The organism is Sphingomonas cavernae (assembly GCF_003590775.1).
GTDB classification, from domain to species: Bacteria; Pseudomonadota; Alphaproteobacteria; order Sphingomonadales; family Sphingomonadaceae; genus Sphingobium_A; species Sphingobium_A cavernae.
Genome location: NZ_QYUM01000003.1, coordinates 349552 through 374048, shown reverse-complemented (window position 1 = coordinate 374048; position 24497 = coordinate 349552). Strand labels below are relative to the sequence as shown.

19 protein-coding genes are annotated in these 24497 nt (G+C 65.2%); 9 read left to right on the top strand and 10 right to left on the bottom strand.

The window, feature by feature from the left end; translation table 11 throughout:
• Positions 1–123: 123 nt before the first annotated feature.
• The 5 genes from D3876_RS09480 (at position 124) to D3876_RS09460 (ending at position 4813) form a co-directional block, all read left to right on the top strand.
• Positions 124–1569 (top strand): circularly permuted type 2 ATP-grasp protein, encoded by a 1446-nt coding sequence (locus D3876_RS09480; RefSeq protein WP_119761676.1) that lies wholly within the window; start codon positions 124–126, stop codon positions 1567–1569.
• A gap of 175 nt (positions 1570–1744) precedes the next feature.
• Complete coding sequence (locus tag D3876_RS09475; protein WP_119761674.1) at positions 1745–2680, top strand: alpha-E domain-containing protein; 936 nt, start codon at positions 1745–1747, stop codon at positions 2678–2680.
• A 2-nt stretch (positions 2681–2682) separates the two neighbouring features.
• The gene (locus tag D3876_RS09470) at positions 2683–3507 is read left to right on the top strand and encodes a transglutaminase family protein (RefSeq protein WP_119761672.1); all 825 of its coding nucleotides are present in this window, start codon (positions 2683–2685) and stop codon (positions 3505–3507) included.
• 9 nt (positions 3508–3516) lie between these two features.
• The gene (locus D3876_RS09465; RefSeq protein ID WP_119761670.1) at positions 3517–4266 is read left to right on the top strand and encodes a proteasome-type protease; all 750 of its coding nucleotides are present in this window, start codon (positions 3517–3519) and stop codon (positions 4264–4266) included.
• Between the two features lies 1 nt (position 4267).
• Positions 4268–4813 carry a thermonuclease family protein gene (locus tag D3876_RS09460; protein ID WP_182911968.1) on the top strand — a complete coding sequence of 182 codons (546 nt, stop codon included), beginning with the start codon at positions 4268–4270 and terminating at the stop codon, positions 4811–4813.
• A 37-nt stretch (positions 4814–4850) separates the two neighbouring features.
• On the opposite strand, the gene D3876_RS09455 is transcribed toward D3876_RS09460, so the two are convergent.
• Both D3876_RS09455 and D3876_RS09450 read right to left on the bottom strand, forming a co-directional pair.
• Positions 4851–5648 carry an arginyltransferase gene (locus D3876_RS09455; RefSeq protein WP_119761667.1) on the bottom strand — a complete coding sequence of 266 codons (798 nt, stop codon included), beginning with the start codon at positions 5646–5648 and terminating at the stop codon, positions 4851–4853.
• Between the two features lie 152 nt (positions 5649–5800).
• Positions 5801–7054 (bottom strand): threonine ammonia-lyase, encoded by a 1254-nt coding sequence (locus D3876_RS09450; RefSeq protein WP_119761665.1) that lies wholly within the window; start codon positions 7052–7054, stop codon positions 5801–5803.
• A 57-nt stretch (positions 7055–7111) separates the two neighbouring features.
• Here D3876_RS09450 and D3876_RS09445 point away from each other — a divergent pair, with 57 nt between their 5' ends.
• The 3 genes from D3876_RS09445 to D3876_RS09435 all read left to right on the top strand — a co-directional run bounded on the left by D3876_RS09445 (position 7112) and on the right by D3876_RS09435 (position 10400).
• The gene (locus D3876_RS09445) at positions 7112–7978 is read left to right on the top strand and encodes an NAD(P)-dependent oxidoreductase (RefSeq protein WP_119761663.1); all 867 of its coding nucleotides are present in this window, start codon (positions 7112–7114) and stop codon (positions 7976–7978) included.
• A gap of 89 nt (positions 7979–8067) precedes the next feature.
• Positions 8068–9696, top strand: a complete 1629-nt coding sequence (locus D3876_RS09440; protein WP_119763669.1) for an amidohydrolase — start codon at positions 8068–8070, stop codon at positions 9694–9696.
• Between the two features lie 14 nt (positions 9697–9710).
• A complete protein-coding gene (locus D3876_RS09435; RefSeq protein WP_220475450.1) occupies positions 9711–10400 on the top strand; it encodes a DsbA family oxidoreductase in 690 nt (229 codons plus the stop codon).
• 106 nt (positions 10401–10506) lie between these two features.
• Here D3876_RS09435 and D3876_RS09430 read toward each other — a convergent pair whose 3' ends face one another.
• The 3 genes from D3876_RS09430 to D3876_RS09420 all read right to left on the bottom strand — a co-directional run bounded on the left by D3876_RS09430 (position 10507) and on the right by D3876_RS09420 (position 15864).
• Positions 10507–13026: a hypothetical protein gene (locus tag D3876_RS09430; protein ID WP_119761660.1), complete on the bottom strand. Its 2520-nt coding sequence runs from the start codon at positions 13024–13026 to the stop codon at positions 10507–10509.
• Positions 13027–13146: 120 nt separating this feature from the next.
• A complete protein-coding gene (locus D3876_RS09425; RefSeq protein WP_119761658.1) occupies positions 13147–13764 on the bottom strand; it encodes a redoxin domain-containing protein in 618 nt (205 codons plus the stop codon).
• Between the two features lie 30 nt (positions 13765–13794).
• Positions 13795–15864 (bottom strand): protein-disulfide reductase DsbD family protein, encoded by a 2070-nt coding sequence (locus tag D3876_RS09420; protein WP_119763667.1) that lies wholly within the window; start codon positions 15862–15864, stop codon positions 13795–13797.
• Between D3876_RS09420 and D3876_RS09415 the strand changes: the two genes are divergently transcribed.
• Positions 15834–17570: an alkaline phosphatase family protein gene (locus D3876_RS09415; RefSeq protein ID WP_119761656.1), complete on the top strand. Its 1737-nt coding sequence runs from the start codon at positions 15834–15836 to the stop codon at positions 17568–17570. The two genes, D3876_RS09420 and D3876_RS09415, sit on opposite strands and share 31 nt — an antisense overlap.
• Before the next feature lie 3 nt (positions 17571–17573).
• Here the strand turns inward: D3876_RS09415 and D3876_RS09410 are convergent, their stop codons facing one another.
• The 5 genes from D3876_RS09410 to D3876_RS09390 all read right to left on the bottom strand — a co-directional run bounded on the left by D3876_RS09410 (position 17574) and on the right by D3876_RS09390 (position 24341).
• Complete coding sequence (locus D3876_RS09410; RefSeq protein WP_119763665.1) at positions 17574–18509, bottom strand: right-handed parallel beta-helix repeat-containing protein; 936 nt, start codon at positions 18507–18509, stop codon at positions 17574–17576.
• Between the two features lie 81 nt (positions 18510–18590).
• Positions 18591–21269 (bottom strand): methionine synthase, encoded by a 2679-nt coding sequence (metH, locus tag D3876_RS09405; protein WP_119761654.1) that lies wholly within the window; start codon positions 21267–21269, stop codon positions 18591–18593.
• 131 nt (positions 21270–21400) lie between these two features.
• Positions 21401–22447, bottom strand: coding sequence for a homocysteine S-methyltransferase family protein (locus D3876_RS09400; RefSeq protein WP_119761652.1), 1047 nt, complete (start codon positions 22445–22447; stop codon positions 21401–21403).
• Positions 22444–23385 carry a methylenetetrahydrofolate reductase gene (metF, locus tag D3876_RS09395; RefSeq protein ID WP_119761650.1) on the bottom strand — a complete coding sequence of 314 codons (942 nt, stop codon included), beginning with the start codon at positions 23383–23385 and terminating at the stop codon, positions 22444–22446. The genes D3876_RS09400 and metF overlap by 4 nt, the downstream gene beginning before the upstream one ends.
• Positions 23382–24341, bottom strand: coding sequence for an ArsR/SmtB family transcription factor (locus D3876_RS09390; RefSeq protein ID WP_119761649.1), 960 nt, complete (start codon positions 24339–24341; stop codon positions 23382–23384). The genes metF and D3876_RS09390 overlap by 4 nt, the downstream gene beginning before the upstream one ends.
• Positions 24342–24497 lie beyond the last annotated feature (156 nt).

The window sequence follows — 24497 nt, the reverse complement described above, 5'->3', positions numbered from 1 at the left end:
TCGGGCGGTCAAGCGAAGCACCCGAACTTGCCTTTTGGCTTCGAGCCCCCTCTTGTGCAATGCAGCAAAACTATGCAGTCTGCGTTTCGACCGGCGCTTCATGCGCCCGCCTGAAGGAGGGATATGGCTTCACGCGGCACCTTCGACGAAATCTGGGGCTTTGACGGACGCAGCGCGCCGAGGGATGAATTCACCGAACTGGCGCAGTGGGCAAGGGACACCTCCCCCGCCGATTTCGAGCGTCGGCAGCAGGCCGCCGAGCAATATTTCCGCGACCTTGGCATCACCTTCGCGGTTTACGGCGAGGAGGACGCCGCTGAGCGCATCATACCCTTCGACATCGTGCCGCGGATCTTCACCGCCGCCGAATGGAACCGGCTTTCCGAAGGGCTGGTCCAGCGCGTCGAGACGTTGAACGCCTTTCTCGCCGATATCTACGGACCGCGCAGGATCCTCGCCGATGGCGTGATCCCCGAAGAACTCATCTGGTCCAACCCGCAATTCTGCATCCCGGCCGCGGCGGCGCGGCCACCGCACGGCATCTATGCGCATATCTGCGGGATCGACCTCGTCCGCACGGGTCCCGACGACTTCTTCGTCCTGGAGGACAATGCGCGCACGCCGTCGGGCGTGAGCTATATGATCGAGAACAGGGAGGCGATGCTGCGCCTCTGCCCCGAGCTGTTCGAAACCTATCCGGTCCAGCCGGTCGACAGCTATTGCGAGTCCCTGTTCGAGACGCTCGTCTCGGTCGCCCCTGCGTGCACGCGGCGCGATCCGGTTTGCGTGCTGCTGACGCCAGGGCATTTCAACTCGGCCTTTTACGAGCATAGCTTTCTTGCCGACACGATGGGGATAGCGCTGGTCGAGGGTTCCGACCTCGAGGTCGACGAGGACATCGTCTACATGCGGACGATCTCGGGGCGACTGCGCGTCGACGTGATCTATCGCCGGATCGACGACGATTTCATCGACCCGCTCGTGTTCCGCCCCGATTCCATGCTGGGCGTTCCCGGGCTGATGGCCGCCTGGCAGGCGGGCAACGTCACGCTCGTCAACGCGCCCGGCACGGGCATTGCCGATGACAAGGCGATCTACAGCTACATGCCAGAGATCGTGCGATATTATTCAGGCGGCGAAGCAAAGCTTCCCAATGTCGAGACCTGGCGTTGCCGCGAACCGCAGGCGCTTAAGTATGTGCTCGAACATCTGGGCGAACTGGTGGTGAAACTGGTCGACGGATCGGGGGGCTATGGCATGCTCGTCGGCCCCACCGCGAGCCGGAAAGAGATCGAGGATTTCCGCGCCGCGCTGGTGGCGCAGCCCGAACGCTATATCGCACAGCCCACGCTGGCGCTCTCCACCGTCCCGACCTTTACCGACAAGGGCATCGCGCCGCGGCATGTCGATTTCCGCCCTTTCATCCTGACGGGAACCAGCGGCGTTACCGTCACCCCCGGAGGTCTTACGCGGGTCGCGCTGAAACAGGGTTCGCTCGTCGTGAACTCAAGCCAGGGCGGCGGGACCAAGGACAGCTTCGTGCTGTGTGAGCGGGACGATTGCGGATGAAGCGACTGCGCACCATTGAACCCCTCTCTTCCAAGGGAGGGGGCTGGGGGTGGGTGCCATTGTCATTTGACAATGGCCGACGAAGCCGTTGGCCCGAAATCACGAACGCTCGTTCCGCTCGCACCCACCCCAACCCCTCCCTGGGAAGGGAGGGGCTAAAGCGATGAGCCTGATCATGCTGTCGCGGACCGCGGCCAGTCTTTACTGGATCGGACGCTATGTTGAACGCGCCGAGTTCACCGCCCGGCTGCTCGAGGCGACGATCCGGCTCGATTCGCTTTCGGCGCGGCCGGCGGGCATGGGGGCATGGACGAGCGCGCTTGCGGTCGCCGCCGCAAATCCGGGCTTCGAGCAAACCGGCGACAGCGTCTCACCGCTCCATGTCAGCCGCTATCTCGCGCTCGACGAAGGCAATACGAGCTCGATCCGGTCGTGCATCGCAACCGCACGGCTCAATGCGCGCGCGGCGCGCAATGCGATCACGCGCGAGGCGTGGGAGACGATCAATCGCGCCTGGCTCAACCTCAAGCATCGCGCGAGCCCGGGCGGCCCGCAGGCGACGCTCAGCCTTGTCGATCAGATCAAGGTCGAATCGCGCAGCTTCGAAGGCGCGATCAACCGGATGCTGCGCAGCGAGCCCTATTGGTTTGTTAAGCTGGGGATGGTCATCGAACGCGCCGACGCGACCGCGCGGCTGCTCGACGTGAAATATCATCTGTTGCTGCCCGATGGCGAAAAGGTCGGCGGGATCATCGATCGCGACCAATGGATGACGCTGCTCCAGGTCGTGTCCTCGCGCACCGCGTACCACATTCTCTATGCCGAGGGGCTGCGCCCGTGGCTCGTCGCCGACATGCTCATCCTCAAGCGACCGATGCCGCGCTCGCTGATCGCGACGGTTGACGAGGCGGGGCATATGCTCAGCGCGATCGCGGGCGCCACGGGCAAGCAGGGCGCGGCCGACCGGTTGGCGCGCAAGCGCCAGAGCGCGCTCGAGCGGCTTGATATCGACACGATCTTCCAGAACGGGCTTCACCAGTTCCTTTCGGACTTCATCCGTGACAATGCGGAACTCCACGGCGCCATTGCACAGCAGTTCCGGTTCAACTGACAATGCACCTGACGATCGACTATCGCACCGATTACCGGTTCACGCATCCGCAGCAGCGGATCATCCAGTCGCTTCGCGTGACGCCGACGAGCCATGCCGGACAGACGGTGGTCGACTGGTCGATCGACGTCGAATGCGATGCGCGGCTGAGAAGCCATGTCGACGGCTATGGCAACAAGGTGACGATGATCTACATTCCCGGCCCCGTGGATCATCTGAGTATCGCTGTCTCTGGCGAGGTGTTCACCGAGGATACCGCGGGTGTCGTGCGCGACGCCGCCGAGCCGCTTCCTCCGGAGCTGTTCCTGCGTTCGACGCCGCTCAGCGCACCCAGCCCTGCCATTGTCGCCTTCGCGCGCCGCGCCGCGGAGGTGGACCGCGACAAGCTCGCCTGGCTCCATCTGCTCAACCACGAGATCCACCGGCGGCTCGCCTTCGACCCCGGCAAGACCGAGGTCGACACCGACGCGGCGACCGCCTTCGCCGCAGGGCACGGCGTGTGCCAGGATTTCGCGCATGTTTTCCTTGCCACTGCGCGCGCCGCGGGCACGCCCGCACGTTATGTTTCGGGCCATCTCTTCCGCCGCGACGGCGCCGCGCGCCAACCCGCCGCGCATGCCTGGGTTGAGGCGTGGGTCGATCATCTCGGCTGGGTCGCCTTTGATCCCACCAATGGCATCTGCGCCGATGACGCCTATATTCGGGTCGCGACCGGGCTGGACTATGCGCAGGCGGCTCCGCTATCCGGGGCGCGCACGGGCGGCGGCGAAGAACGCCTTACGGTCGACGTGCATGTGACGATGGCCCAGAGCCAGCAACAGAATTGAACGGGTGTCATGACCTATTGCGTTGGCATGCTTGTCGAGACCGGCCTGGTGATGATCGCCGACACGCGCACCAATGCCGGCGTCGACAACATCTCGACCTACCGCAAGCTCCACATGCTCGGCGAGAGCAAGGGCCGCATCGTCATTGGCGCGACCGCGGGCAATCTTTCGGTCACGCAGTCCGCACTGACGCTGCTCGAGGAGGGCCTGCCCTCGCATGACGACAGCGGCGCGTTGCGCCGACTGTCCGATATGACGAGCATGTTCCGTGCAGCCCAGCTCGTCGGTGAGGCGATCCACAGCGCGCGCAGCGATCTGGAAGGCACGCTCCAGGGCACCGAGATCAACACCGGCGTGTCAATCCTGCTCGGCGGCCGGATCGGCGACGAGCCACTGAAGCTTTACCTGATCTACAGCCAGGGCAATTTCATCGAATGTCAGCCCGACGCGCCCTTCCTGCAGATCGGCGAGACCAAATATGGCAAGCCGATCCTCGACCGCGCGCTCGAATATGAATCGCCGCTCGGCGAGGCGGTAAAGGTAGGATTGATCTCTTTCGACAGCACGATGCGGTCGAACCTCGCGGTAGGCCGGCCGCTCGACCTGGTCGTCGTGCCGGTGGAACGGGACAAGCCCGTCATCACTCGGCGGATCGACTGGGACGATCGCTATTTCAACGACCTGTCGGTGCGTTGGGGCCTGCTGCTCAACGATGCGCGGGAGACGATTCCCGATCCGCCCTTCCTCGCCCCCGACTGAGGTGGGCCGCATTCGCCGATATCTGAGGAGCACGGTCGCGCTCGCCATTTTGTTCGCGCTGCTCCTTGCCTATGCGTGGAATGAGGAGATCGGCATCGGCGCGCGCGAACTGTTTGCGGGCGATGCGGCGGTCTCCGTGCGCGACGGCGACACCTTCCTGATCGGCAAGGACGAATTTCGCCTGTCCGGGATCGACGCGCCCGAATATCACCAGTCGTGCACCGATGCCGCGGGCCGCCCCTGGGATTGCGGCAAGCAGGCGCGGCTGAAGCTCGAAGCGCTGCTCAGGGCACCCGGGCTCGGCTGCACGCCCCGCGCGCGGGACCAGTTCGGCCGCGCGATTTCCACCTGCCGCAACGAGGGGTCCGCGGATATCGGCGAAGCAATGGTGCGCGCGGGGTTCGCGATCAGCCCCGGCGGATTCGGCGACGCGCCCTATGCTGACGCGGAGCGGGAAGCGCGGGCGGCAAGACAAGGTGTCTGGCAAGGAAGCTTCGTCACTCCAGCCGAATGGCGCAAGGCCAATTCGCGGCTGACGGAAGATTGACATAACGCATCCGGCGCAAGCGGGTGCCTATCGTGGCCTACCCGAAAACATGCTCGCGCGTCTGGGCGCGGCGTTCGTCGAAGGGCTTGAGCGCGCGCGGTGCGGGCTCGAATTCCTGCCAGCCCGCGGGCGTCAGCTTCTCGATCGGACGGAAATTGGCCTTGTAGGCCATGCGGTCCGAACCATCGATCCAGTAGCCCAGATAGACATAGGGCAGCCCCGCCTCCGCCGCGCGGCGGATATGGTCGAGAATGATGAAGGTGCCGAGTCCACGCCGACCTGCGGTGTCGGCGTCGAAGAAGCTGTAGATCATCGACAGCCCGTCGCCCTGCTGATCGGTTAGGCAGGCGCCGACGAGCTTGCCGGGGACGCCATCAACCGAAGGCTCGCGATATTCGATCACGAAGGTCTGGACAGGCGTCTGCTCGACCATGTCGGCATAATCGAGCTCGTCCATGTCGGCCATGCCGCCGCCGGGATGCCGCGCGCCGAGATAGCGACGCAGCAGCTCGAACTGCTCGTCGGTGGACCAGGGCCGGCAGGCGGTGATCTCAAGATCGGCGTGCCTGCGGATAAGCTTGCGCTGCGTGGCATTGGGCTCGAAGCGCTGGGCCGCGACGCGCACTGAAACGCAGGCCTGGCAATCAACACAGCTCGGTCGATAGGCGACGCCCTGGCTGCGGCGGAAACCGATCCGGCCGAGCGCGTCATTAAGCTCGGACGCGTGCGGCCCGGAAAGCTCGGTGAACACCTTGCGCTCGCTCTTGCCCGGCAGATACGGACACGGGCTCGGGCTCGTCACGAAAAAACGCGGGAAGCGAAATGGTGCGCTCACCTGGGCCTGTCCTCTGCCAGTTCGATACGGGTCTCAGCCCGTTTCGAAACTATGAAGCCCAAGCGCAATAATGAAAAGAGCGTTTACCACGATCAAGAATCGCCATTGATTCAAAGTGGTTCAAAGCGATTCAAAATGGGACGAATCGCGCCTCAGTCGAGTTCAACCAGCCCGACTTCATAGCCGCCACCGATTCGCAGCGCGTCGACCAGGCGGTCGAGATGCGCGCGGTCGCGAGTCTCGCACTCGATCTCGGTGATGAGCCCCTTGGCAGGAAGCGAAGTAAAGATCCGCTGATGATAGATCTCGATGATGTTGACCTGCTGCTCACCGAAGATGCGCACGACATTGTAAAGCGCGCCCGGCCGGTCCTGAAGGCGGACGCGCACGCGTGCCAACCGGCCCGAGCGCGCCAGATCGCGGAGCAATACGTTAGCGAGCAACCGCGTGTCGATGTTGCCGCCCGAAAGGACGATGCCCACGGTCCTGCCTTTGAATCGCTCGGGATGCGCGAGCAGCGCAGCAAGCCCGGCGGCGCCGCCGCCCTCCACCACGGTCTTCTCGATCTGCAGGAACAGGCTCACCGCCTCTTCGAGCGTACGCTCGTCGACCAGCACGATGTCGTCTACCAGCGCCTGCACGAAGCGCGAGGTCAGGTTGCCCGGTTGCTTGACCGCGATGCCCTCGGCGAGCGTATCGCCTTCGCACGGCAGGTCGGTCTCCTTGATGCGGTTGAACATCGAGGGGTAAAGTTCGGCCTGGACGCCGACCAGCGCGATGTCGGGATTCAGCCCCCGCGCAACAACGCCGATGCCCGAGATCAACCCGCCACCACCGATCGGGATCACCAGCGTGTCGATTTCGGGAACATCCTCGAGCATTTCGAGCCCGACGGTGCCCTGCCCCGCAATGATTGATTCCTGATCGAAGGGATGGACGAAGGTCAGTCCGCGCTCACCCTCGAGCTTGCGCGCATGCGCATAGGCCGCGTCGAAGGTCTCGCCCTCGAGTACGACGGTCGCGCCGTGGCTTTCGGTCTGCATGACCTTCACGGTGGGCGTCGTGCGCGGCATGACAATCGTGACGGGAATGCCCAGCCGCGCGCCGTGATAGGCGAGGCCCTGCGCGTGGTTGCCCGCCGACGCCGCGATCACGCCCTTCTCGCGTGCGTTTTCGGGCAACTGGAGCAGCGTATTGAGCGCGCCGCGCTCTTTATAGGCGGCGGTGAACTGGAGGTTCTCGAACTTCAGATAGACCGTCGCGCCCGTCATCTTCGAGAGCGTCTGGCTGTGCAGCGTCGGCGTTCGCACGATCGACTTGCCAATACGCGCGGCCGCGGCGCGAACATCGGCGAGGGAAACGGGCAATTCTGCCACGACGTCGGTGCTAAGAGGTTCGGTAGCCATGATGCGCTGCCCCTACCCCATCTAGCCGATCGGGGAAACAATGCTTATGCACAGCCGATGGCAAGAATAGCTTTTATCGGCATCGGCACCATGGGTGGCCCCATGGCGCGCCATCTGCGGACGGCAGGGCATGACGTCACCGTCTACAACCGAAGCCCCGCGCGCGCCGAGGCCTGGGTGGCCGCCAATGGCGGCAGCGTCGCGCCCGATCCTGCAAGCGCTGCGAAGGATGCCGACGCCGTCTTCACCTGCGTCGGCAATGACGACGATCTGGCGCAGGCGGTACTGGGGCGCGAAGGCGCCTTCCGCACGATGCGCGAGGGCGCGGTGTTCATCGACCACACCACGGTATCCGCGAAGATCGCAAGGCAGCTCGCGGTCGAGGGCAAGAGCGCGGGAATCCTGACCGTCGACGCACCGGTGACCGGCGGTCAGGCTGGCGCGGAGAACGGGACGCTGGCGATCATGTGCGGGGGCTCGATTAAGGCGATCGAGGCCGCGACACCGCTGATGCAGGCCTATGCCAGACGCATCGTGCATGTCGGCTCCGCGGGCGCGGGGCAGACGACCAAGATGGTCAACCAGATCACCTTTGCCGGCATCATCCAGAGCTTGGCCGAAGGCATCCGCTTCGCGCAGGCCGCCGATCTTGATCTCGACCGCGTCTACGAGGCGATTTCGGGCGGCGCAGCGTCGAGCTGGCAGATGACAAATCGCTGGCAGACAATGGCCGAGGACCAGTTCGATTTCGGCCTCGCCGTCGACTGGATGCGCAAGGACCTTGGCCTTGCCTTTGACGAGGCGCGATCCAACGGCGCAGCGCTTCCCGTCGCGGCGCTTATCGACCAGTTCTTTGCCGACGTGCAGGCGATGGGCGGGCACCGCCAGGACACCAGCGCCCTTATCCGGAGACTCCCTAAGTGATTTCAATTTGGAAAAGGTCCGTTCGTGTCGAGCGAAGTCGAGACACGCGGCGCGGACGTCCCTCGACTTCGCTCGGGACGAACGGCCTGATATTGGCACTGTTGGCGCTCCTCCCCACCCCCGCGCTCGCCGACGGGCTGATCGACAATGTCAACGGCTTGACGATTGACAAGGCGGGCAAGGTCGTCCGCTTCAACGGGCTGTTGATCGACAAGGACGGCAAGGTTTCCAAGCTGCTCGAACGCAAGGACAAACGCCCCGAGCGGCCGGATTTCAAGACCGACGGCAAGGGCCTGACGCTGATGCCGGGCATCATCGACGCGCATGGCCATGTCATGGGCGTGGGCTTTCAGGCGCTGACGCTGGACCTGTCGGCCGCGAAGTCGCTCGAAGAGGCCAAGACGATGATCGCGGCCTATGTGCAGGCGCATCCCGATCGCAAATGGATCCTTGGCACCGGCTGGAATCAGGAAGCCTGGGGACTTGGCCGTTTCCCAACCGCTGCCGACCTCGATGCGGTGGTATCCGACCGTCCCGTCTGGCTGCGACGCGTCGATGGTCACGCGGGCTGGGCCAACAGCGCGGCGATGGCGGCGGCGGGCGTAACCGCCAAAACCGCATCGCCCGCGGGCGGCCGCATCGAAAAGACGGGCGCTGCACCCGGCGGCGTCTTCGTCGATGCCGCGATGGACCTGATCCAGAAATCCGTGCCCGAGCCGCTGGCGCGCGAACGCGATCTTGCCTTCGTCAAAGGGCAGCAGACGCTGTTGTCCTACGGCATCACCGCGATTGCCGATATGGGCACCAGTCTTGACGACTGGATGACCTACAGGCGCGCGGGCGACAATGGCGGCCTGCATATCCGTATCCTCTCCTATGCGGCCGGCGTGCCAGCAATGATCCAGATCGGCGGACCGGGGCCAAGCCCCTGGCTTTACAGCGACAAACTCAGGATGGTCGGGGTCAAGCTCCTTTCTGACGGCGCGCTCGGCTCGCGCGGGGCATGGCTCAAGCGCCCCTATCACGACGCACCCAATGAAACCGGGCTCGGCTTCCTGACCGATGCCCAGCTCCGCAACCTGATGAGCCGCGCCGCCATGGACAATTTCCAGGTCGCGGTCCACGCGATCGGCGACAAAGCCAACGCACAGTTGCTCGACGCGATCGACGAACTCGCGCAAACCTACAAGGGCGACCGCCGCTGGCGCGTCGAACATGCGCAGATCGTCGACCCCGTCGATATCGCGCGCTTCGGTCAGCACGGCACCATCGCCTCGATGCAGCCCGTTCACCAGACCTCGGACCGCCTGATGGCCGAAGCCCGGCTGGGCCCCGACCGGCTGGCGGGCGCCTATGCCTGGGAAACGATGATCAAGGCGGGCAGCCGCCTTGCGTTCGGATCGGATACACCCGTTGAAAGTCCCGATCCCTTTGCCGGGATCGCCGCCGCGTTCACGCGCGAGGACGCGAAGGGCCAGCCCTTTGGCGGCTGGCAGCCGCAGGAGCGCGTGACACGCGAACAGGCGCTCGCCGCCTTCACCACCGGCGGCGCCTATGCAAGCTTCGCCGAGGACCGGCTGGGCAGCCTGACGCCCGGTATGCGCGCCGATTTCATCCTGATCGACACTGACCCGCTGATGGCGACGCCCGCCGAGATCCGCGCCACCAAGGTGCGCGAAACCTGGGTCGGCGGCCGCCCCGTCTATACGCGCAAATGACTGACAGGAACGTTATGCAGATCGAGATATTCTCCGATATCGCCTGCCCCTGGTGCTATATCGGCAAGCGCCGTTTCGAGGAGGCGCTGACGCGCTTTGCGCACCGCGATGCGGTGTCGGTGGTCTGGCGCAGCTATGAGCTATCGCCGGACATGCCGGCCGAAGTGAAGATGAGCAGCGTCGAGTATCTCGTTTCCAAGGGAATTCCCGAGGAACGCGTGCGCGCGATGATCGCGCAGTGCGGCGAGGCCGCCGCCAGCGTCGGGATCGAGATGCGCTCGGAAGGCGTCAAGCGTTTCAACACGCGCAAGGGCCACGAACTGCTGCACTTCGCACGCGCCGCGGGCAGGCAGGACGCGATGGCCGAACGACTGTTCCGCGCGAATTTCACCGAAGGCCAGTGGCTCAGCCGGATCGACGTGCTGGTCGCGCTCGCTGGCGAGGCGGGGCTCGATGTCGACGATGCGCGCGCGGCGCTGGAGCAAGGCCGCTACACCGCCGACGTGATCGCCGACGAACAGCGCGCACAGGCGATCGGCGTCAGCGGCGTGCCATTCTTCGTGCTTGGCGACAAATATGCGATCTCGGGTGGGCAGAGCCCCGAATATTTCCTCCACGCGCTCGAAACACTCTGGCGCGAAGGCGAGCCCGAGCGCCAGGCGCAAGCCTCCCAAGCATGCGCCTCGGACGGCTGCGCGCTTTGATCAAATAGAAGCAGTGCTCCTGCGAAAGCACGAGTCCATTTGTCCGGCTGCGCACAGCGTCCAGCTTGGGCTCCGGGTCAAGCCCGGAGCACAAGATAGGATCCCTCTAGCGCCGCCTGAACCCGCCTGCGCGCATCCCGCCCATGCGGTTCATCGCGGGGCGTTCGCCGCCCATGCGTCCCTGGAAGCCGCCGCGCACGGCGCCGCGGTCGAGCCTGTCGGGTGCAGCCGCGCCGCTGCGGTCGAAACCGCGGTCGCGCGCCATCCGGTCGCGGTCGAGCGAGCTGTCGGGCGGCCCCACCTGGCGCGTGCTGCCTTCGCCACCGACCATCGATTGCCAGCCGCTGTCGGTCTTCTTCCAGACATTGCCGTTGCGGCCGGCATAGATGTCGTCGCCCGCCTTCACCACGCCGCCGCGATTGATGTCGCCGGTGTCGCGGTCGTAGCGAATGTGGCCTGCGCCCGCGATGTCGCCGCCCTCGCCCTTGGATGAGAAAGCGCCCGCCGCGCCCGCACCCTCCGGGCCGCGCCCGGCCGCGCCCGCGGCCTTTGTCTCGCGCCCGGTATTGGTGTTGACGACGTCGCGGCGTCCGGCGGCTGCGGCCTGCCCGGTATAGGGATTGTAGGCGACGGCGCCGCCGCCCGCGACCACGCGGCCCGTCTGGGGATTGTAGCGCACCCCGCGCGCACCCGCGGTCGTGGTGCCCGTATAGATGTTGGTGTTGATCCCGGCCTGCCCCATGCCGCGCCCACCGGTGCGCTGGTTGTAGAAGCTGCCCTCGGCTGCGCGGCCGTAATTGCCCGTCCAGGGATTGGCCCATGCCGCCGCGGTGCCCGAGACCACGGCGTTGCCCCAATTGCCATAGACGTTCCACGCGCCCGCGACGGGATAATAATAGCCCGCGCCCCAGGGGTAGTAATAGCCGGGCCAATAGGGACCGTACCAGGGATCGTACCACGGGTCATACCCCCAGCCGAAGCCGAAGGTCCATCCGACCGCGGCGGCGAAACCGAAATAGGCCCCAACGCCGTAGGTGCTGCCGCAACCGTACCAGACGCTGCCGACCCACGGATCGCAGGGATAGCCCGTGCCATAGACGACGACGTTCTGGCTCACCACGGTGCCATAATAGCCCGGCGTGTAGCCGACATAGACGGTGTCCCCGCTCGTCCCATAGACCTGCACATAGGTGACATAATGAAGCGGCGAGCTTGACGGGATCGTGTAGATCGCGGGCGCCACCTCGGTCGCGACGGCCCACGGGCCCGTCGGCGACGCTGCGGTGAACCACACGCCGTTGCTGACCGCATAATAGTGCGACGCATCGACCTTGATCACCGGCACCGCGCTGTTGTGCGCATAGGTGAGCGAGGTGCCCTTGATCGGCACGAAATCGGGCGCACCGTCATAGCTGGCGGCGAACTTCGCCTGATTGCGGTTGATCGAGGCGGTCTGCGGCACCGAATTGGCGATCAGCGCCTCCTGCGCCTCGGGCGTCCCTGCGATCGACGCAAGCACCGCGCTCTTGGGACTGTCGGGCGGTATCTTCGCGAAATCCGGGGGCAACGCGTTCGACGCTACATAGGTCCAGGGTCCCTTGGTCGACGCGGCGCGGAACCAGCGCCCCGAAATCAGCACGAACCATGTCTTGTTGGCCTGCACGAAGACGTCGGCGGGCGAATTGGCGACATAGCTGAGCTGCGTGCCCGGGATGGGCTCGAACTGGGGATCGCCCGCAACCGGGATCAGCTCGCCGGGCTTTGTGCGGACCATGATCGCGGGGAGCTGGTTCGCGGCAAGGGCCTCGGCGATATTGTCGGCGGGCTTGTCCATCGGATCGGCAAGCTTGCCCTCGATCGCCTCGGCGAGCGCGTGCGAAACGCTGTCGGGCACGCTCGTCGCCAGCGTCCATGGGCCGTCGAGCGCCGTCGCGCGCGCCCATTTGCCGCCCATCCGAAGATAATAGGCGCCGCCTGAATTGAGCAGCAGCGAGCGCGTGTTGATAACCCGCTGGACGCCCGCGGTCTTCATCGGGCGCATTACCGCGGCTCCATCGAGATGGACCATCACCGCGGGCTGGAAGGCGAAGACGATCTCGGGCGGCGCGTTCTGCACGGTGAACGCCCGTTCGTTGGCGCGCGCCTGGCCGAGCGCGATCGATGCCTCTATCTGATCGAGGCTCACCACCTTGCTGATGTTCTGGACCGCAGCCTGGATCGCGGTGCGGTAGCGCGCCTCATTCGCGCTCTGCGTCGGAAAGCTCACGCGCTGCACCTGAAGGCCGGTGAGTGTCGCCTCGCGGCCTTCCTTGTCGATCTCGGCGCGCCCGGTGAGCCAGACCGTCCCATAGGCGAGCTGCGGCTGCGTCTTGCCCTGCGCGTCCTTCGTCTCGCCCGTCTGGACCGCGACCGCCGCGCGCCCCGTTACCAGATTGCCCGAAAGCGATTCATATTGCGGCGGATACTGCCAGAAATGGAGGCCGTTCGCCTCGAATTGCCGCGGAAAGGGCCGCGCGTCGACCGGGGTCGCGATCGATTGCGCCTTGAGCGGGCCCGAGGGGCAGAACAGCGCGAGCCCTGCCACGGCAAGGAACAGCGAACGGCGGTTTGCGGCGTGATCGGACATGGCGATTTTCCCTCATTCCGGGAAAATCTGTTCTCAAACACAAGCGGGGACAATCGGGGGAAACCCCGACTACCCCACAAAAAAATCATGGGCCATCAGGATCAATTTCCCGGTGCGCTCTCAGCTCACGTCGGAATATTTGACCGAACAGCCATAGGGCCGCGATTCCCTGATCGAGACGGCCTTGCCCGCCTTCATCTCGGACAGCGCAGCGGTGACATAGTTGGTTGCGCTCGCGATGTCGGCCACCTTGGCGGTCGCCTTGTCGTCGATGCCGCCCTGATAGACGAGCGTGCCCGTCTTATCGATGATGAACATCTGCGGCGTCGTCTTGGCGCCATAGCCCTTGCCGACCACTCCCTTGGGATCGAGCAGGTAATAAGAGGCGTTGCTCTTCTGCTCCTTGACGAATTTCAGCGCTTCGGGCCCCGTCATATAGCCCTGTTTGCCCGGCGCGCCCGAATTGATCGTCAGCCAGACCACGCCGTCCTTGCGCGCGGCGGCTTGCGTGTTCTGCATGTTGCCGCTGGTGTAGTGCTTCTGGACAAAGGGGCAGCCCGGATTGTTCCATTCGAGCACGACGGTCTTGCCGCGGAACTGCTCCAGCTCGATCACCTTGCCCGTCGCGTCGTTCACGCGGAAATTGCCGGCCTTCGCACCCGTCGCCTGCCCCGCGATCACGGGCATGGCGAGCGCGAATGCAGCCGCCGCGAGCGTTCCACCAATCCACATTTTCATGAACCGTCTCCTTGGCAATCCATCACAGCCTCAAACCGCCAGCGCGGTCAGCCGTTCCGGCGTCAGCACCTGCGGCAGGATTTCAGGAGCTCCGCCGGGCTTGTAGAAAAGGTAGAGCGGGACGCCCGAGCGGCCGTGGCTTTCGATGAAGCGGCCGATCACGGGGTCGCCGTCGGTCCAGTCGCCGACGAGCACCGCTACGCGCCTCGCGGCGAACGCATCGGCCACCTCCTGCCGCTGAATCGCCGCCTTTTCGTTGACCTTGCAGCTCAGGCACCAGTCGGCGGTGAAATAGACGAACACGGGCCGCCCCTCCTGCTGGAGCGCCGCGAGCCGCGCCTCGCTGAACGGTTCGGCGGCGAGGATGCCAGCCGCCGGCGCTCCCGCCGAAGCCTTGGGCGCAGGTGAAACGGTCAGGATCATCGCCATCGCGACCGCCGCGGCGGGCGCAAGCGCGAGCCAGTTCCTGCCGTCGCCATGCGACTGACGCCGCCCGATCCACCACAGCGCAAGCCCCAGCACGAGCGCAGCGGCGAGCCCCATCGCCATGCCGTCGACCCCGGCCTGACGCCCCAGTATCCAGGCGAGACCCAGCGCGGTCACGAACATCGGGATCGAGAGAATGCGCTGAAAACGCTCCATCCAGGCACCCGGCTTCGGCAGGCGCTTGCGCAGCGCGGGAATGAAGCCGAGCGCGAGGAAGGGCAGTGCAAGACCCAATCCGAGACCCGCAAAGATCGTGAGTGCGGCGATCGGCGGCAGCACCAGAGCCGCGCCCAGCGCCACGCCCATGAAGGGGCCGGTGCAGGGGGTCGCGACGAAGGCGGCAAGCGCCCCGGTCCAGAAGGCGCCCGTGGTACCGCCTTGTGCGGCAAGGCGATTGCCGAACCCCAGCGATGCGAAGTCGAACAGCCCCGCCAGATTGAACGCCACCGCGCTCACCAGCAGCAGCAGGAACAGGATGACGCGTGGATCCTGAAGCTGGAACGCCCAGCCCGCCGCGCTCCCGCCCGCGCGCAGGCCCAGCAGCGCTGCACCGAGCCCGACGCAGACCAGCACGATCCCCGCGGTATAAGCCAGCGCCTCGCGCCGCGCGGCGGTCTCATGTCCGCCTGAGCGCGCAAGGCTCAGCGCCTTCAGGCTCAGGATCGGAAAAACGCAGGGCATGATGTTGAGCAGCAGCCCGCCGAGCAGCGCCGCGCCGAAAGATGCGAGCAGCGTGCCCGCGAGTCCGCCCGCGCCCTCCATGCGCCCCGTGTCGGCGGGACCGACGATGGCTCCCGCGGCCGACACCTTTCCCGGCAGCGCCTTGAGCGCGAGGCCCTTGTCCTTGTCGAGCGCGAGCACGCCATCAATCACCTTGAGTTCGCCCGCCGCACCCGCTGCCTTGACCTCGATCGTCAGCATGTCGCCGTCGCGGCGCACGGTCTGCGGGGCAGCATAGTCGATCGCGCCATCGGTCAGCGGAAAGAAATAGACCTCGCCAAGCGTGGCCGAGGCGGGCAACGGCACGCCGAGCCGGAAATTGCCGCCGGCGACCTCGAAACGTCCTTCGCTACCGAGCGGCCTGGGGAGCAGCGCGCGCCAGCGGTCGAACTGGCCCTTGCGCCCGGCGTCGATCGTGCCGTCGCCGACGACGAGCTCGATCGCCATCGTACCGCTTTCGGGGACACAGACCTGATCGGTGCAGGCAAGCCAGTCGGCGGCAAGCTGGATCGGCAGCTTCGTGCCCTTCGCCAGCCCCGCGGGCAGCGTCAGCGTGATGAGGTGCGCATAATCGCCCTCATAGACATAGTTCATCAGCCCCGCGAGCATCAGCCGGTGCGGGACTGGATACTCTGCGTCAGCGGCGGTCACGCCCGCGGGTAGCGTCCAGTTGAACTCGGGCGTAATCCCGGCGTCACCGGGGTTCTTCCAATAGCCGTGCCAGCCCCTGTCGGGCTTCATGGCGAGCGCCAGCGTCACGATCCCGCCCGCCGCCGGCACCACGCTTTCGGCGATCAGCGCCGGCTTGATATGCGTCGGCTGCGCCTGCGCATGGGCCTGGGTGCCCAGCAACAAGCTGAGCAATGTCATTATCGCGAAACGCAGCATCTTCATCCGCACACTTTATCCTTCGGGGTTCCCCCTATACTAGCCCAACTGCACCCGTTGGCGACAAGGAGTTATTCGTGAAGACACATGCGCGCGTTACCGCCCTTCTGACAGCCCTTGCCATCCCCGCAGCGCTCGCGGCGCAGCCCGCGCAGAAGCCCAAACTCCTCGTCGCCATCTCGGTCGACCAGTTTTCGGCCAATGTCTTCGCCGAGTATCGCCCGCTGTTCAAGGATGGCATGAAGCGGCTGCAGGACGGTGTGGTCTTCCCCTCGGGCTATCAGAGCCATGCCGCAACCGAAACCTGCCCCGGTCACTCGACGATCCTCACCGGATCGCATCCCGCACGCACCGGTATCATCGCAAACAACTGGTTCGACCTGAGCCTCGGCCGCGAGGACAAGAAGGTCTATTGCTCCGAGGATACCGACGCGCCCGGCAGCAATTCCGACAAATATGTCGTCTCGACGAAATTGCTGAAGGTTCCGACGCTGGGCGACCGTCTGAAGACCGCCGATCCCGCTGCGCGCGTCGTCGCGGTTGCGGGCAAGGACCGCGCGGCGGTGATGATGGGAGGGCACGAAACCGACCAGATGTGGTTCTGGGGCGGCAAATCCTATGTGACGCTGGCGGATCGCACCGCTGCGCCGCCGGCCACGGTGAACGCGATCAACGCGCGCGTGGCAGCCCTCATCGCGAAGCCCGCTAAGGCGACGCTCCCCGCGCAGTGCCGCTCTCGGTCGGTGGCGGTGCCGGTTAGCACGGCACAACAGGTGGGTGTTCTCGCCGATCGCAAGGCAGAGGATTTCAGGAGCTTTCGCGCCGCGAGCGATTTCGACGCGGCGACCACGGACCTCGCTATCGGGTTGATGAAAGAGTTGAAGCTCGGCCAGGGCGCATCGACCGACGTTCTAACGATCGGGCTTTCAGCCACCGACTATGTCGGCCACGGTTTCGGCACAGAAGGCGCCGAGATGTGCGCGCAGATGGTTGGTCTTGACGCCAATATCGGTCGCATCCTGTCGGCGCTCGACGCAAGCGGCGTGCCCTATGCGGTGGTGCTGACCGCCGATCATGGCGGCCATGACCTGCCCGAACGCAACAAACAACGTGGATTCGCCGATGCCGAGCGCGTAGATGTCGCGCTTCTGCCCGGCAATTTCGGCAAGGCGCTCGCGGGCGAGCTGGGGCTGAACATCGACGGCCCACTATTCTACGGCGATGGCCCCTTTGGCGACTGGTATCTCTCAAAGGCGGTGTCCAACACCCAACGTGACCGCGTGCTCGCGCTCGCCAAGGCGAAGCTGCTTGCGCATCCGCAGGTGGCCGCGGTGCTGACCAAGGAGGAGCTTCGCCGCGTCGCCGATCCCAAGCCTCCCGTCGAGGAATGGGACCTGGCACAGCGCAGCCGTGCCTCGTTCGATCCCGAGCGCTCGGGTGACCTCGTAGTGCTGCTCAAGTCGCACGTCACCCCGATCTCGAAGCCCGGGCCGGGCTATGTCGCGACGCACGGATCGCCATGGATCTATGACCGCCGCGTTCCGATCATCTTCTACCGGCCCGGCACGACGGGATTCGAGCAGCCGCTCGGCGTCGAGACCGTCGACATTCTGCCGACGCTCGCCAGTCTGGTTGAACTCAAGGTTCCGGCCGAGGAAATCGACGGGCGCTGCCTCGATCTCGACGCGGGGACCGGCTCGACCTGCCCCTGATCTTCACTGGCGCTTGAAAGCGGTCAGACCTGAACCCAACCGGTTGGCGGCGAGCACGATGCGCTCGCCGCTCCAGTCGACGACGAAGGTGCTTGCGCGGTCCACGCCGGGCGCGATCGACGCCCGGTTGTCCGCGACGACCAGCCCTTCCGATGGATTGTCGCGTTCTTCCGCGGCAACCGCCACCAGCGCGCTGTAGTTCTCCTTGTCGCGTCCCTGGACGAAGGTGTTTCCGCGGATGAAGCCGACCGCGCCCGAGGGCAGGTCGATCATGTAGTTGGTCTGGTGGCCACGTGTGTCGTCAAAGCTCGATCCCGCAATCTCGACACGCGCCGCTCGGCTTTTGACATAATGTCCGCCGGTCCCGCGTTCGAAGCGCGAATTGACGACGCTGAGCGCGCCATAATGCCCGATATAGATGCTGTGCGCGCATGAGCCGCCGTCCGGGCAATAGCCAAGTCCCGAGAAGGTCGAATCCTCCACGCGGATCGCGCCGGCAGGATCGTTCGCGCTCAATATTCCCTGCTGTGAATCGAGGAACATCGCCTTGAAAACGTCGAGGTCGCCCTTTTCCAGCCTTATGCCCGCGCCATTGTCGTCAGCGACGCGAAGGTTGCGAAAGACGATGCCGTCCACCGTCGCCGCGCGCCCGCGCAGTACGAGCGCGGCCTTGCCCTCGCAGGTCGTCCGCTCGAAGATCACCTGTCCGGGGATCGCGGCGCGATAGGTGATTTCCCCCCTCTCCTGCACCGCGCACTGGCGATAGGTGCCGGGCGCGATGCGGATGGTCGCCCGCGCATCGCCGATCGCGTCCACCGCCTCGAACAGCTTTTGGAACCGCTGCCCCGTCTCGACGATCGTGAAGGGCGCGCCATCTTCCTGCGCGAGCGTCGGACTCGCCAGCAGCGGGATCGCAATCAGGAGCAGCGCTTTACGCATCATCTGCCCCGCGTGACTCGCAACCGCGCGCGAGTCGATGACGAATGTCGGTTAATTCGACGCGCTAACCATTTTTTGCGATCAGTCCAGATTGGGCCTGAGCCAGCGTTCCGCGGTCGCCAGATCGACGCCCCGGCGCACCGCATATTCCTCGAGCTGGTCGCGGTCGATCCGTGCCACGCCGAAATATTCGCTGTCGGGATGCCCGAAATAAAAGCCCGAGACCGCGGCGGTGGGAAGCATTGCGAAGCTGTCGGTGAGCGTGATGCCCGCGGGATCGCCACCCTCGCCACCCTGCAGCATGTCGAACAGCAGCGGCTTCTGGCTGTGATCGGGGCATGCGGGATAGCCCGGGGCGGGGCGGATGCCGCGATACTGCTCCTTGATCAGCGCCTCGTTGGTGAGTTGCTCTCCCTCGGCATAGCCCCAAAGCTCGGTGCGGACATGGTGGTGCATCCGCTCGGCAAAGGCTTCGGCAAGGCGATCGGCCAGCGCTTTGAGCAGAATGTCCGAATAATCGTCATTATCGGCCTTGAAGCGCGCCAGATGCGGCTCGATGCCGTGCCCCGCGGTGACCGCGAAGCCGCCGATCCAGTCGCCTGCGGGATCGATGAAGTCGGCGAGACACATGTTCGGCCGGCCCTCGCGTTTCTGGATCTGCTGGCGGAGAAAGGGCATGCGGACGATGGAAGAGGCGCCGTTTGTGTCGAGCGAAGTCGAGACACGTCCCTCGACTTCGCTCGGGACGAACGGAGAGTTGCTCCCCGTCTCTATCAGCACGTCGTCACCCTCGCGGCGGCATTGCCAGAGCGCGGCGACGCCCTTCGCGGTCAGCCACTTCTCGGCGATGATCTTGTCGAGCATCGCCTGCGCATCGGCGAAAAGGCTGCTCGCGCTCTCCCCGACGATCTTGTCTTCGAGGATCGCAGGATAGTTGCCCGCCAGCTCCCACGAGCGGAAGAAGGGCGTCCAGTCGATATATTGACGCAGATCCTCAAGCGACCAGTCGTCGAAACGGTGCACGCCGGGTTGTTTGGGGGCACCGGGCTTCTGCGCATAATCGGTTGGGAAGGCGTTGGCGCGCGCGGCCACGATCGGCACGAGCGCGTTCTGCCCCTTGCCCTCGCGCGCTTCGCGGACCGCCTGATAGTCCGCCGCGGTCTTCGCGACAAAGGGATCGCGCTGGGTATCGCTAACCAAGGTCGAGGCGACACCGACCGCGCGACTGGCGTCAAGCACATGGACGACGGGTCCCTTGTACGCGGGGTCGATGCGAAGCGCCGTATGCACGCGCGACGTTGTTGCGCCGCCGATCAGTAGCGGGATCGCCATTTCGGCGCGCTGCATCTCCTCTGCCACCGTCACCATCTCGTCGAGCGAGGGCGTGATGAGCCCCGACAGCCCGATCATGTCGGCGTCATTCTCGTTGGCGGCCTTGAGGATGTCGGTCCACGCGACCATCACGCCAAGGTCGATCACCTCGAAGCCGTTGCACTGGAGCACGACGCCGACGATGTTCTTGCCGATATCGTGGACGTCGCCCTTGACCGTCGCCATCACGACGCAGCCCTTGGCCTTGGCGCCGGGTTCCTTCTGCGCCTCGATGAAGGGCAGCAGGTGCGCGACCGCCTTCTTCATCACGCGCGCCGATTTCACCACCTGCGGCAGGAACATCTTGCCCGATCCGAACAGGTCGCCGACGACGTTCATCCCGTCCATCAGCGGCCCCTCGATCACCTCGATCGGGCGAGCGAAGAGCTGGCGCGCTTCCTCGGTATCGTCGACGACATGCGCGTCGATGCCCTTGACCAGCGCGTGCTCCAGCCGCTTGGCGACATCCCATCCGCGCCATTCCTCGGCCGCCTTTTCAGCGACCGCATCGGTGCCCTTGAACTTCTCGGCAAGCGCGATGAGCCGGTCGGTCGCTTCGGGATCGCGGTTGAGGATCACATCCTCGCACGCCTCGCGCAGTTCGGGATCGATCGTGTCATAGACGTCGAGCTGGCCGGCATTGACGATGGCCATGTCCATGCCCGCCGGGATAGCGTGGTACAGGAACACCGAGTGCATCGCGCGGCGCACGGGCTCGTTGCCGCGGAAGCTGAAGCTCAGATTGGAAAGCCCGCCCGAGATATGGACGTGGGGACAATGCTTCTTGATCTCGCGCGTCGCCTCGATGAAATCGACGCCGTAATTATTGTGCTCCTCGATCCCCGTCGCCACCGCGAAGACATTGGGATCGAAGATGATGTCCTCGGGCGGAAAGCCGATGCCCATGAGCAGTTTGTAGGCGCGCTCGCAGATCTCGATCTTGCGATCCTTCGTGTCCGCCTGCCCCGTCTCGTCGAACGCCATGACGACAACCGCGGCGCCATAGGCCATCACCTTGCGCGCGTGCTTGAGGAACTCCTCCTCGCCCTCCTTCATGCTGATCGAATTGACGATCGGCTTGCCCGAGACGCACTTGAGCCCCGCCTCGATCACGCTCCATTTGGAGCTGTCGATCATGATCGGCACACGCGCGATATCGGGTTCAGCCGCGATGAGCTTGAGGAAGGTCGTCATCGCGAACTCGGCGTCGAGCAGGCCCTCGTCCATGTTGACGTCGACGATCTGCGCGCCGTTCTCGACCTGCTGGCGCGCGACTTCGACCGCCTTGGGATAATCGCCGGCCATGATGAGCTTCTTGAACGCCGCGGATCCCGTGACGTTGGTGCGCTCACCGATATTGACGAAAGAGGCGGTGGATTGGGTTGTCACGTCTTTTTATCTTCCAGATACCGTTCGGGCTGAGCCTGTCGAAGCCCTGCCCTTTCTCGTTATTTTCCGTGTCCAGTGAAGGACGGCCCTTCGACAAGCTCAGGGCGAACGGTGTTTTCGTTTCAGGGCTTTCACGCCGCCATGATCATCGGTTCGAGGCCGGCCAGGCGCGTCACCACCGGCGGCGTCGGCATGCGGCGCGGCTCTAGCCCCGCCACCGCCTTAGCCATCGCCGCGATATGCGCGGGGGTCGATCCGCAGCAGCCGCCGAGGATGTTCACCTGCCCCTTGCCCGCCCATTCGCCGACCAGTTTCGCGGTCTGCTCGGGCAGCTCGTCATACTCGCCGAGCTCGTTGGGCAGCCCCGCATTGGGATAGACCATGATCAGCGTGTCGGCGAGGCCCGAGAGCACCTGCACATGCGGGCGGAGCTGTTCGGCCCCGAACGAACAATTGAGCCCGATCGTGACGGGCCTGGCATGGCGCACCGCGTGCCAGAATGCCTCGACCGTGTGCCCGGACAGATTGCGGCCGGAAAGATCGGTGAGCGTCATCGACACCATGATCGGCACGTCGCGGCCCAGCGCCTCACCCGCCTCGAGCGCGGCCATGATGCCCGCCTTGGCGTTGAGCGTGTCGAACACCGTCTCGATCAGGATGAAGTCCACCCCGCCATCGAGCAGCGCGTCGATCTGCTCGCGATAGACCGATTTCAGATAGTCGAAGTCGATCTCGCGAAAGCCGGGGTCGTTGACGTCGGGCGAGAGCGAAAGCGTCTTGTTGGTCGGCCCGATCGCGCCCGCGACGAAGCGGGGGCGGCCATCGCGCGTCTGCATCGCATCGGCCTCGCGCCGTGCGATCTGGGCGGAGGCAATGTTGATCTCCTTCACCAGATGCTCGGCGGCATAGTCGGCCTGGCTGATGACGTTTGCCGAGAAGGTGTTGGTCGAGACGATGTCAGATCCCGCCTCCAGATAAGCGCGCGTGATCGCCTCGACGATCTCAGGCCGCGTCAGCGCGAGGATGTCGTTATTGCCCTTCTGGTCGCGCGCAAGATCGAGATTGCCGCGATAGGCCGCCTCGTCGAGCTTGTAGTTCTGGATCTCGGTGCCAAAGGCGCCGTCGGTGAGCAGGATGCGGCTCGACGCGGCCTCGACCAGGCGTTCACGGGCGTTCATGCGGCTTTCTCCTGCGCATCGGCCTTGGGCCGCAATCCGAGCAGATGGCAGATGGCGTAGCTCAGCTCGGCGCGGTTCAGCGTGTAGAAGTGGAAATGACGGACGCCGCCCGCATAGAGCTTGCGGCAGAGCTCGGCCGAGATCGTCGCGGCGACGAGCTGGCGCGCGGCGGGCATGTCGTCGAGCCCCTCGAACAACCTGTCCATCCAGGGCGGGATCGCCGCGCCGCACATCGCCGCGAACTTGCGCGTCTGCGCGACGTTGGAGACGGGCAGGATGCCGGGCACGATCTCGGCGTCTATCCCCGCCGCCGCCGCACGGTCGCGGAAGCGGAAGAAACAGTCGGGCGAAAAGAAGAACTGACTGATCGCACGATTGGCGCCGGCGTCGAGCTTGCGCTTCAGATTGTCGAGATCCGACTGACCGCTCTGCGCCTCGGGATGCGTTTCGGGATAGGCCGCGACCGAAATCTCGAAGGGCGCGATTTCCCGGAGTCCTGCAACCAGATCGGCCGCACCCGCAAAACCCTCGGGATGCGGCGCGAACTTGCTGCCCATCACGGGCGGGTCACCGCGCAGCGCCACGATATGGCGCACGCCCGCCTCCCAATAGGCTTCGGCGATCTCGCGGATATCCGCCTTGCTCGCCTCGACGCAGGTCAGGTGCGCCGCCGCCGGGATCGGCGTCTCGCTCTGGATCCGCGCCACCGTCGCGTGCGTGCGTTCGCGTGTCGATCCGCCCGCGCCATAGGTGACCGAAACGAAGCGGGGGCCCAGCGGCACCAACGCCTGGATCGCCTCCCAGAGCGTCTGCTCCATCTTCTCGGTCCTGGGCGGGAAGAACTCGAACGACACCTGCGCATCGCCCGCAAGATCGGCGAACAGCGGGGCATCGAGCGCGCGGCGCGCTTCCTCCAACTGGCTCAAGGTGAAGGTCATGCCGCTTTCCTTTGTGTCATTTTCTGTTCCCTACGGCGGCCGAGCCAAAGCTTCACGGTCAGCTCGCCGCCCTTCAATTCCTCGATCGCCTCGATCGAAAGTCCGGCATCGGCGAACCAATGGCGGATCTGGTCGTCGGCGAAACCCAATCGTGCATGCGCATCCTCGCTGCGCAGCTCCTCGCGCTCGTGCGACGCGAAGTCAGCGATCAGCAGGCGGCCATCCGCAGCAAGCAAACGCCCCGCTTCCGTGATCGCGGCTTCGGGCACTTGCGCGAAATGGAGAAGCTGGTGCAACACGACGGTATCGGCCGAGCCATCGACGAGCGGCACCGCGTACATATCGCCCTGCCGCAGTTCCGCGCTATCGAGCCCCGCCTCGGCAAGCTTGGCGCGCGCGAGGCGAAGCATCTGCGGGCTGCGATCAACGCCCGTCGCGCTCTCCGCATTATGGCCGAACAGCGCAAGCATCCGTCCCGTGCCCGTGCCGATATCGACCAGCCGGCCGATCGGCTCGCCGTCGAGCAGCGCACGCATCGCCGCCTCTACTTCGGTTTCAGCGACATAGAGGCTGCGGATCGCATCCCATTGCTCGGCATGCTGGTCAAAATAGCGTTCGGCCGCAGCCGCGCGATCGCCACGAACCGCGGCGAGACGCGCAGCGTCGGCGGCCTGCCAGGGATCAGTCGCACCGATGCTCCACGCGTCGAGCGCCTCGATCAGCGGCGCCACGACATGCGCCTGCCCAAGCGTCAGGAACACCCAGCTCCCCTCGCGGCGGCGCGCGGTGAGCCCCGCATCGGCGAGGATCTTGACATGGCGCGACACGCGTGGCTGGCTTTGCCCAAGCGTCTGTGCCAATTCGCCAACAGACAGCTCCATCTGGCGCAGCAGCGCGAAGATGCGCAGCCGCGTCGGATCGGCAAGCGCACGGAAGATGTCGAGCGAACGGTTCATGAATTCATCATATAAAGATTTCTTTATATGTGGTCAACGAAGCACTTCTATCGCAGACTGATAGCCGCACTACACTGTCCCGCCGCGGAGCAGTTACCGGGGTTCGGCGCGCGGCGTGTTGCGCGGCCGAAATCGAGCGGTTAGACAATGCGGCGC

Excerpts from the sequence above, each read along its gene's own strand:
- D3876_RS09480 (WP_119761676.1), top strand. The coding sequence starts at position 124 with ATGGCTTCACGCGGCACCTTCGACGAAATCTGGGGCTTTGACGGACGC.
- D3876_RS09475 (WP_119761674.1), top strand. The coding sequence starts at position 1,745 with ATGCTGTCGCGGACCGCGGCCAGTCTTTACTGGATCGGACGCTATGTT.
- D3876_RS09470 (WP_119761672.1), top strand. The coding sequence starts at position 2,683 with ATGCACCTGACGATCGACTATCGCACCGATTACCGGTTCACGCATCCG.
- D3876_RS09465 (WP_119761670.1), top strand. The coding sequence starts at position 3,517 with ATGACCTATTGCGTTGGCATGCTTGTCGAGACCGGCCTGGTGATGATC.
- D3876_RS09450 (WP_119761665.1), bottom strand. The coding sequence starts at position 7,054 with ATGGCTACCGAACCTCTTAGCACCGACGTCGTGGCAGAATTGCCCGTT.
- D3876_RS09445 (WP_119761663.1), top strand. The coding sequence starts at position 7,112 with ATGGCAAGAATAGCTTTTATCGGCATCGGCACCATGGGTGGCCCCATG.
- D3876_RS09435 (WP_220475450.1), top strand. The coding sequence starts at position 9,711 with ATGCAGATCGAGATATTCTCCGATATCGCCTGCCCCTGGTGCTATATC.
- D3876_RS09430 (WP_119761660.1), bottom strand. The coding sequence starts at position 13,026 with ATGTCCGATCACGCCGCAAACCGCCGTTCGCTGTTCCTTGCCGTGGCA.
- D3876_RS09425 (WP_119761658.1), bottom strand. The coding sequence starts at position 13,764 with ATGAAAATGTGGATTGGTGGAACGCTCGCGGCGGCTGCATTCGCGCTC.
- D3876_RS09415 (WP_119761656.1), top strand. The coding sequence starts at position 15,834 with ATGTCATTATCGCGAAACGCAGCATCTTCATCCGCACACTTTATCCTT.
- D3876_RS09420 (WP_119763667.1), bottom strand. The coding sequence starts at position 15,864 with ATGAAGATGCTGCGTTTCGCGATAATGACATTGCTCAGCTTGTTGCTG.
- D3876_RS09410 (WP_119763665.1), bottom strand. The coding sequence starts at position 18,509 with ATGCGTAAAGCGCTGCTCCTGATTGCGATCCCGCTGCTGGCGAGTCCG.
- D3876_RS09400 (WP_119761652.1), bottom strand. The coding sequence starts at position 22,447 with ATGAACGCCCGTGAACGCCTGGTCGAGGCCGCGTCGAGCCGCATCCTG.
- metF (WP_119761650.1), bottom strand. The coding sequence starts at position 23,385 with ATGACCTTCACCTTGAGCCAGTTGGAGGAAGCGCGCCGCGCGCTCGAT.
- D3876_RS09390 (WP_119761649.1), bottom strand. The coding sequence starts at position 24,341 with ATGAACCGTTCGCTCGACATCTTCCGTGCGCTTGCCGATCCGACGCGG.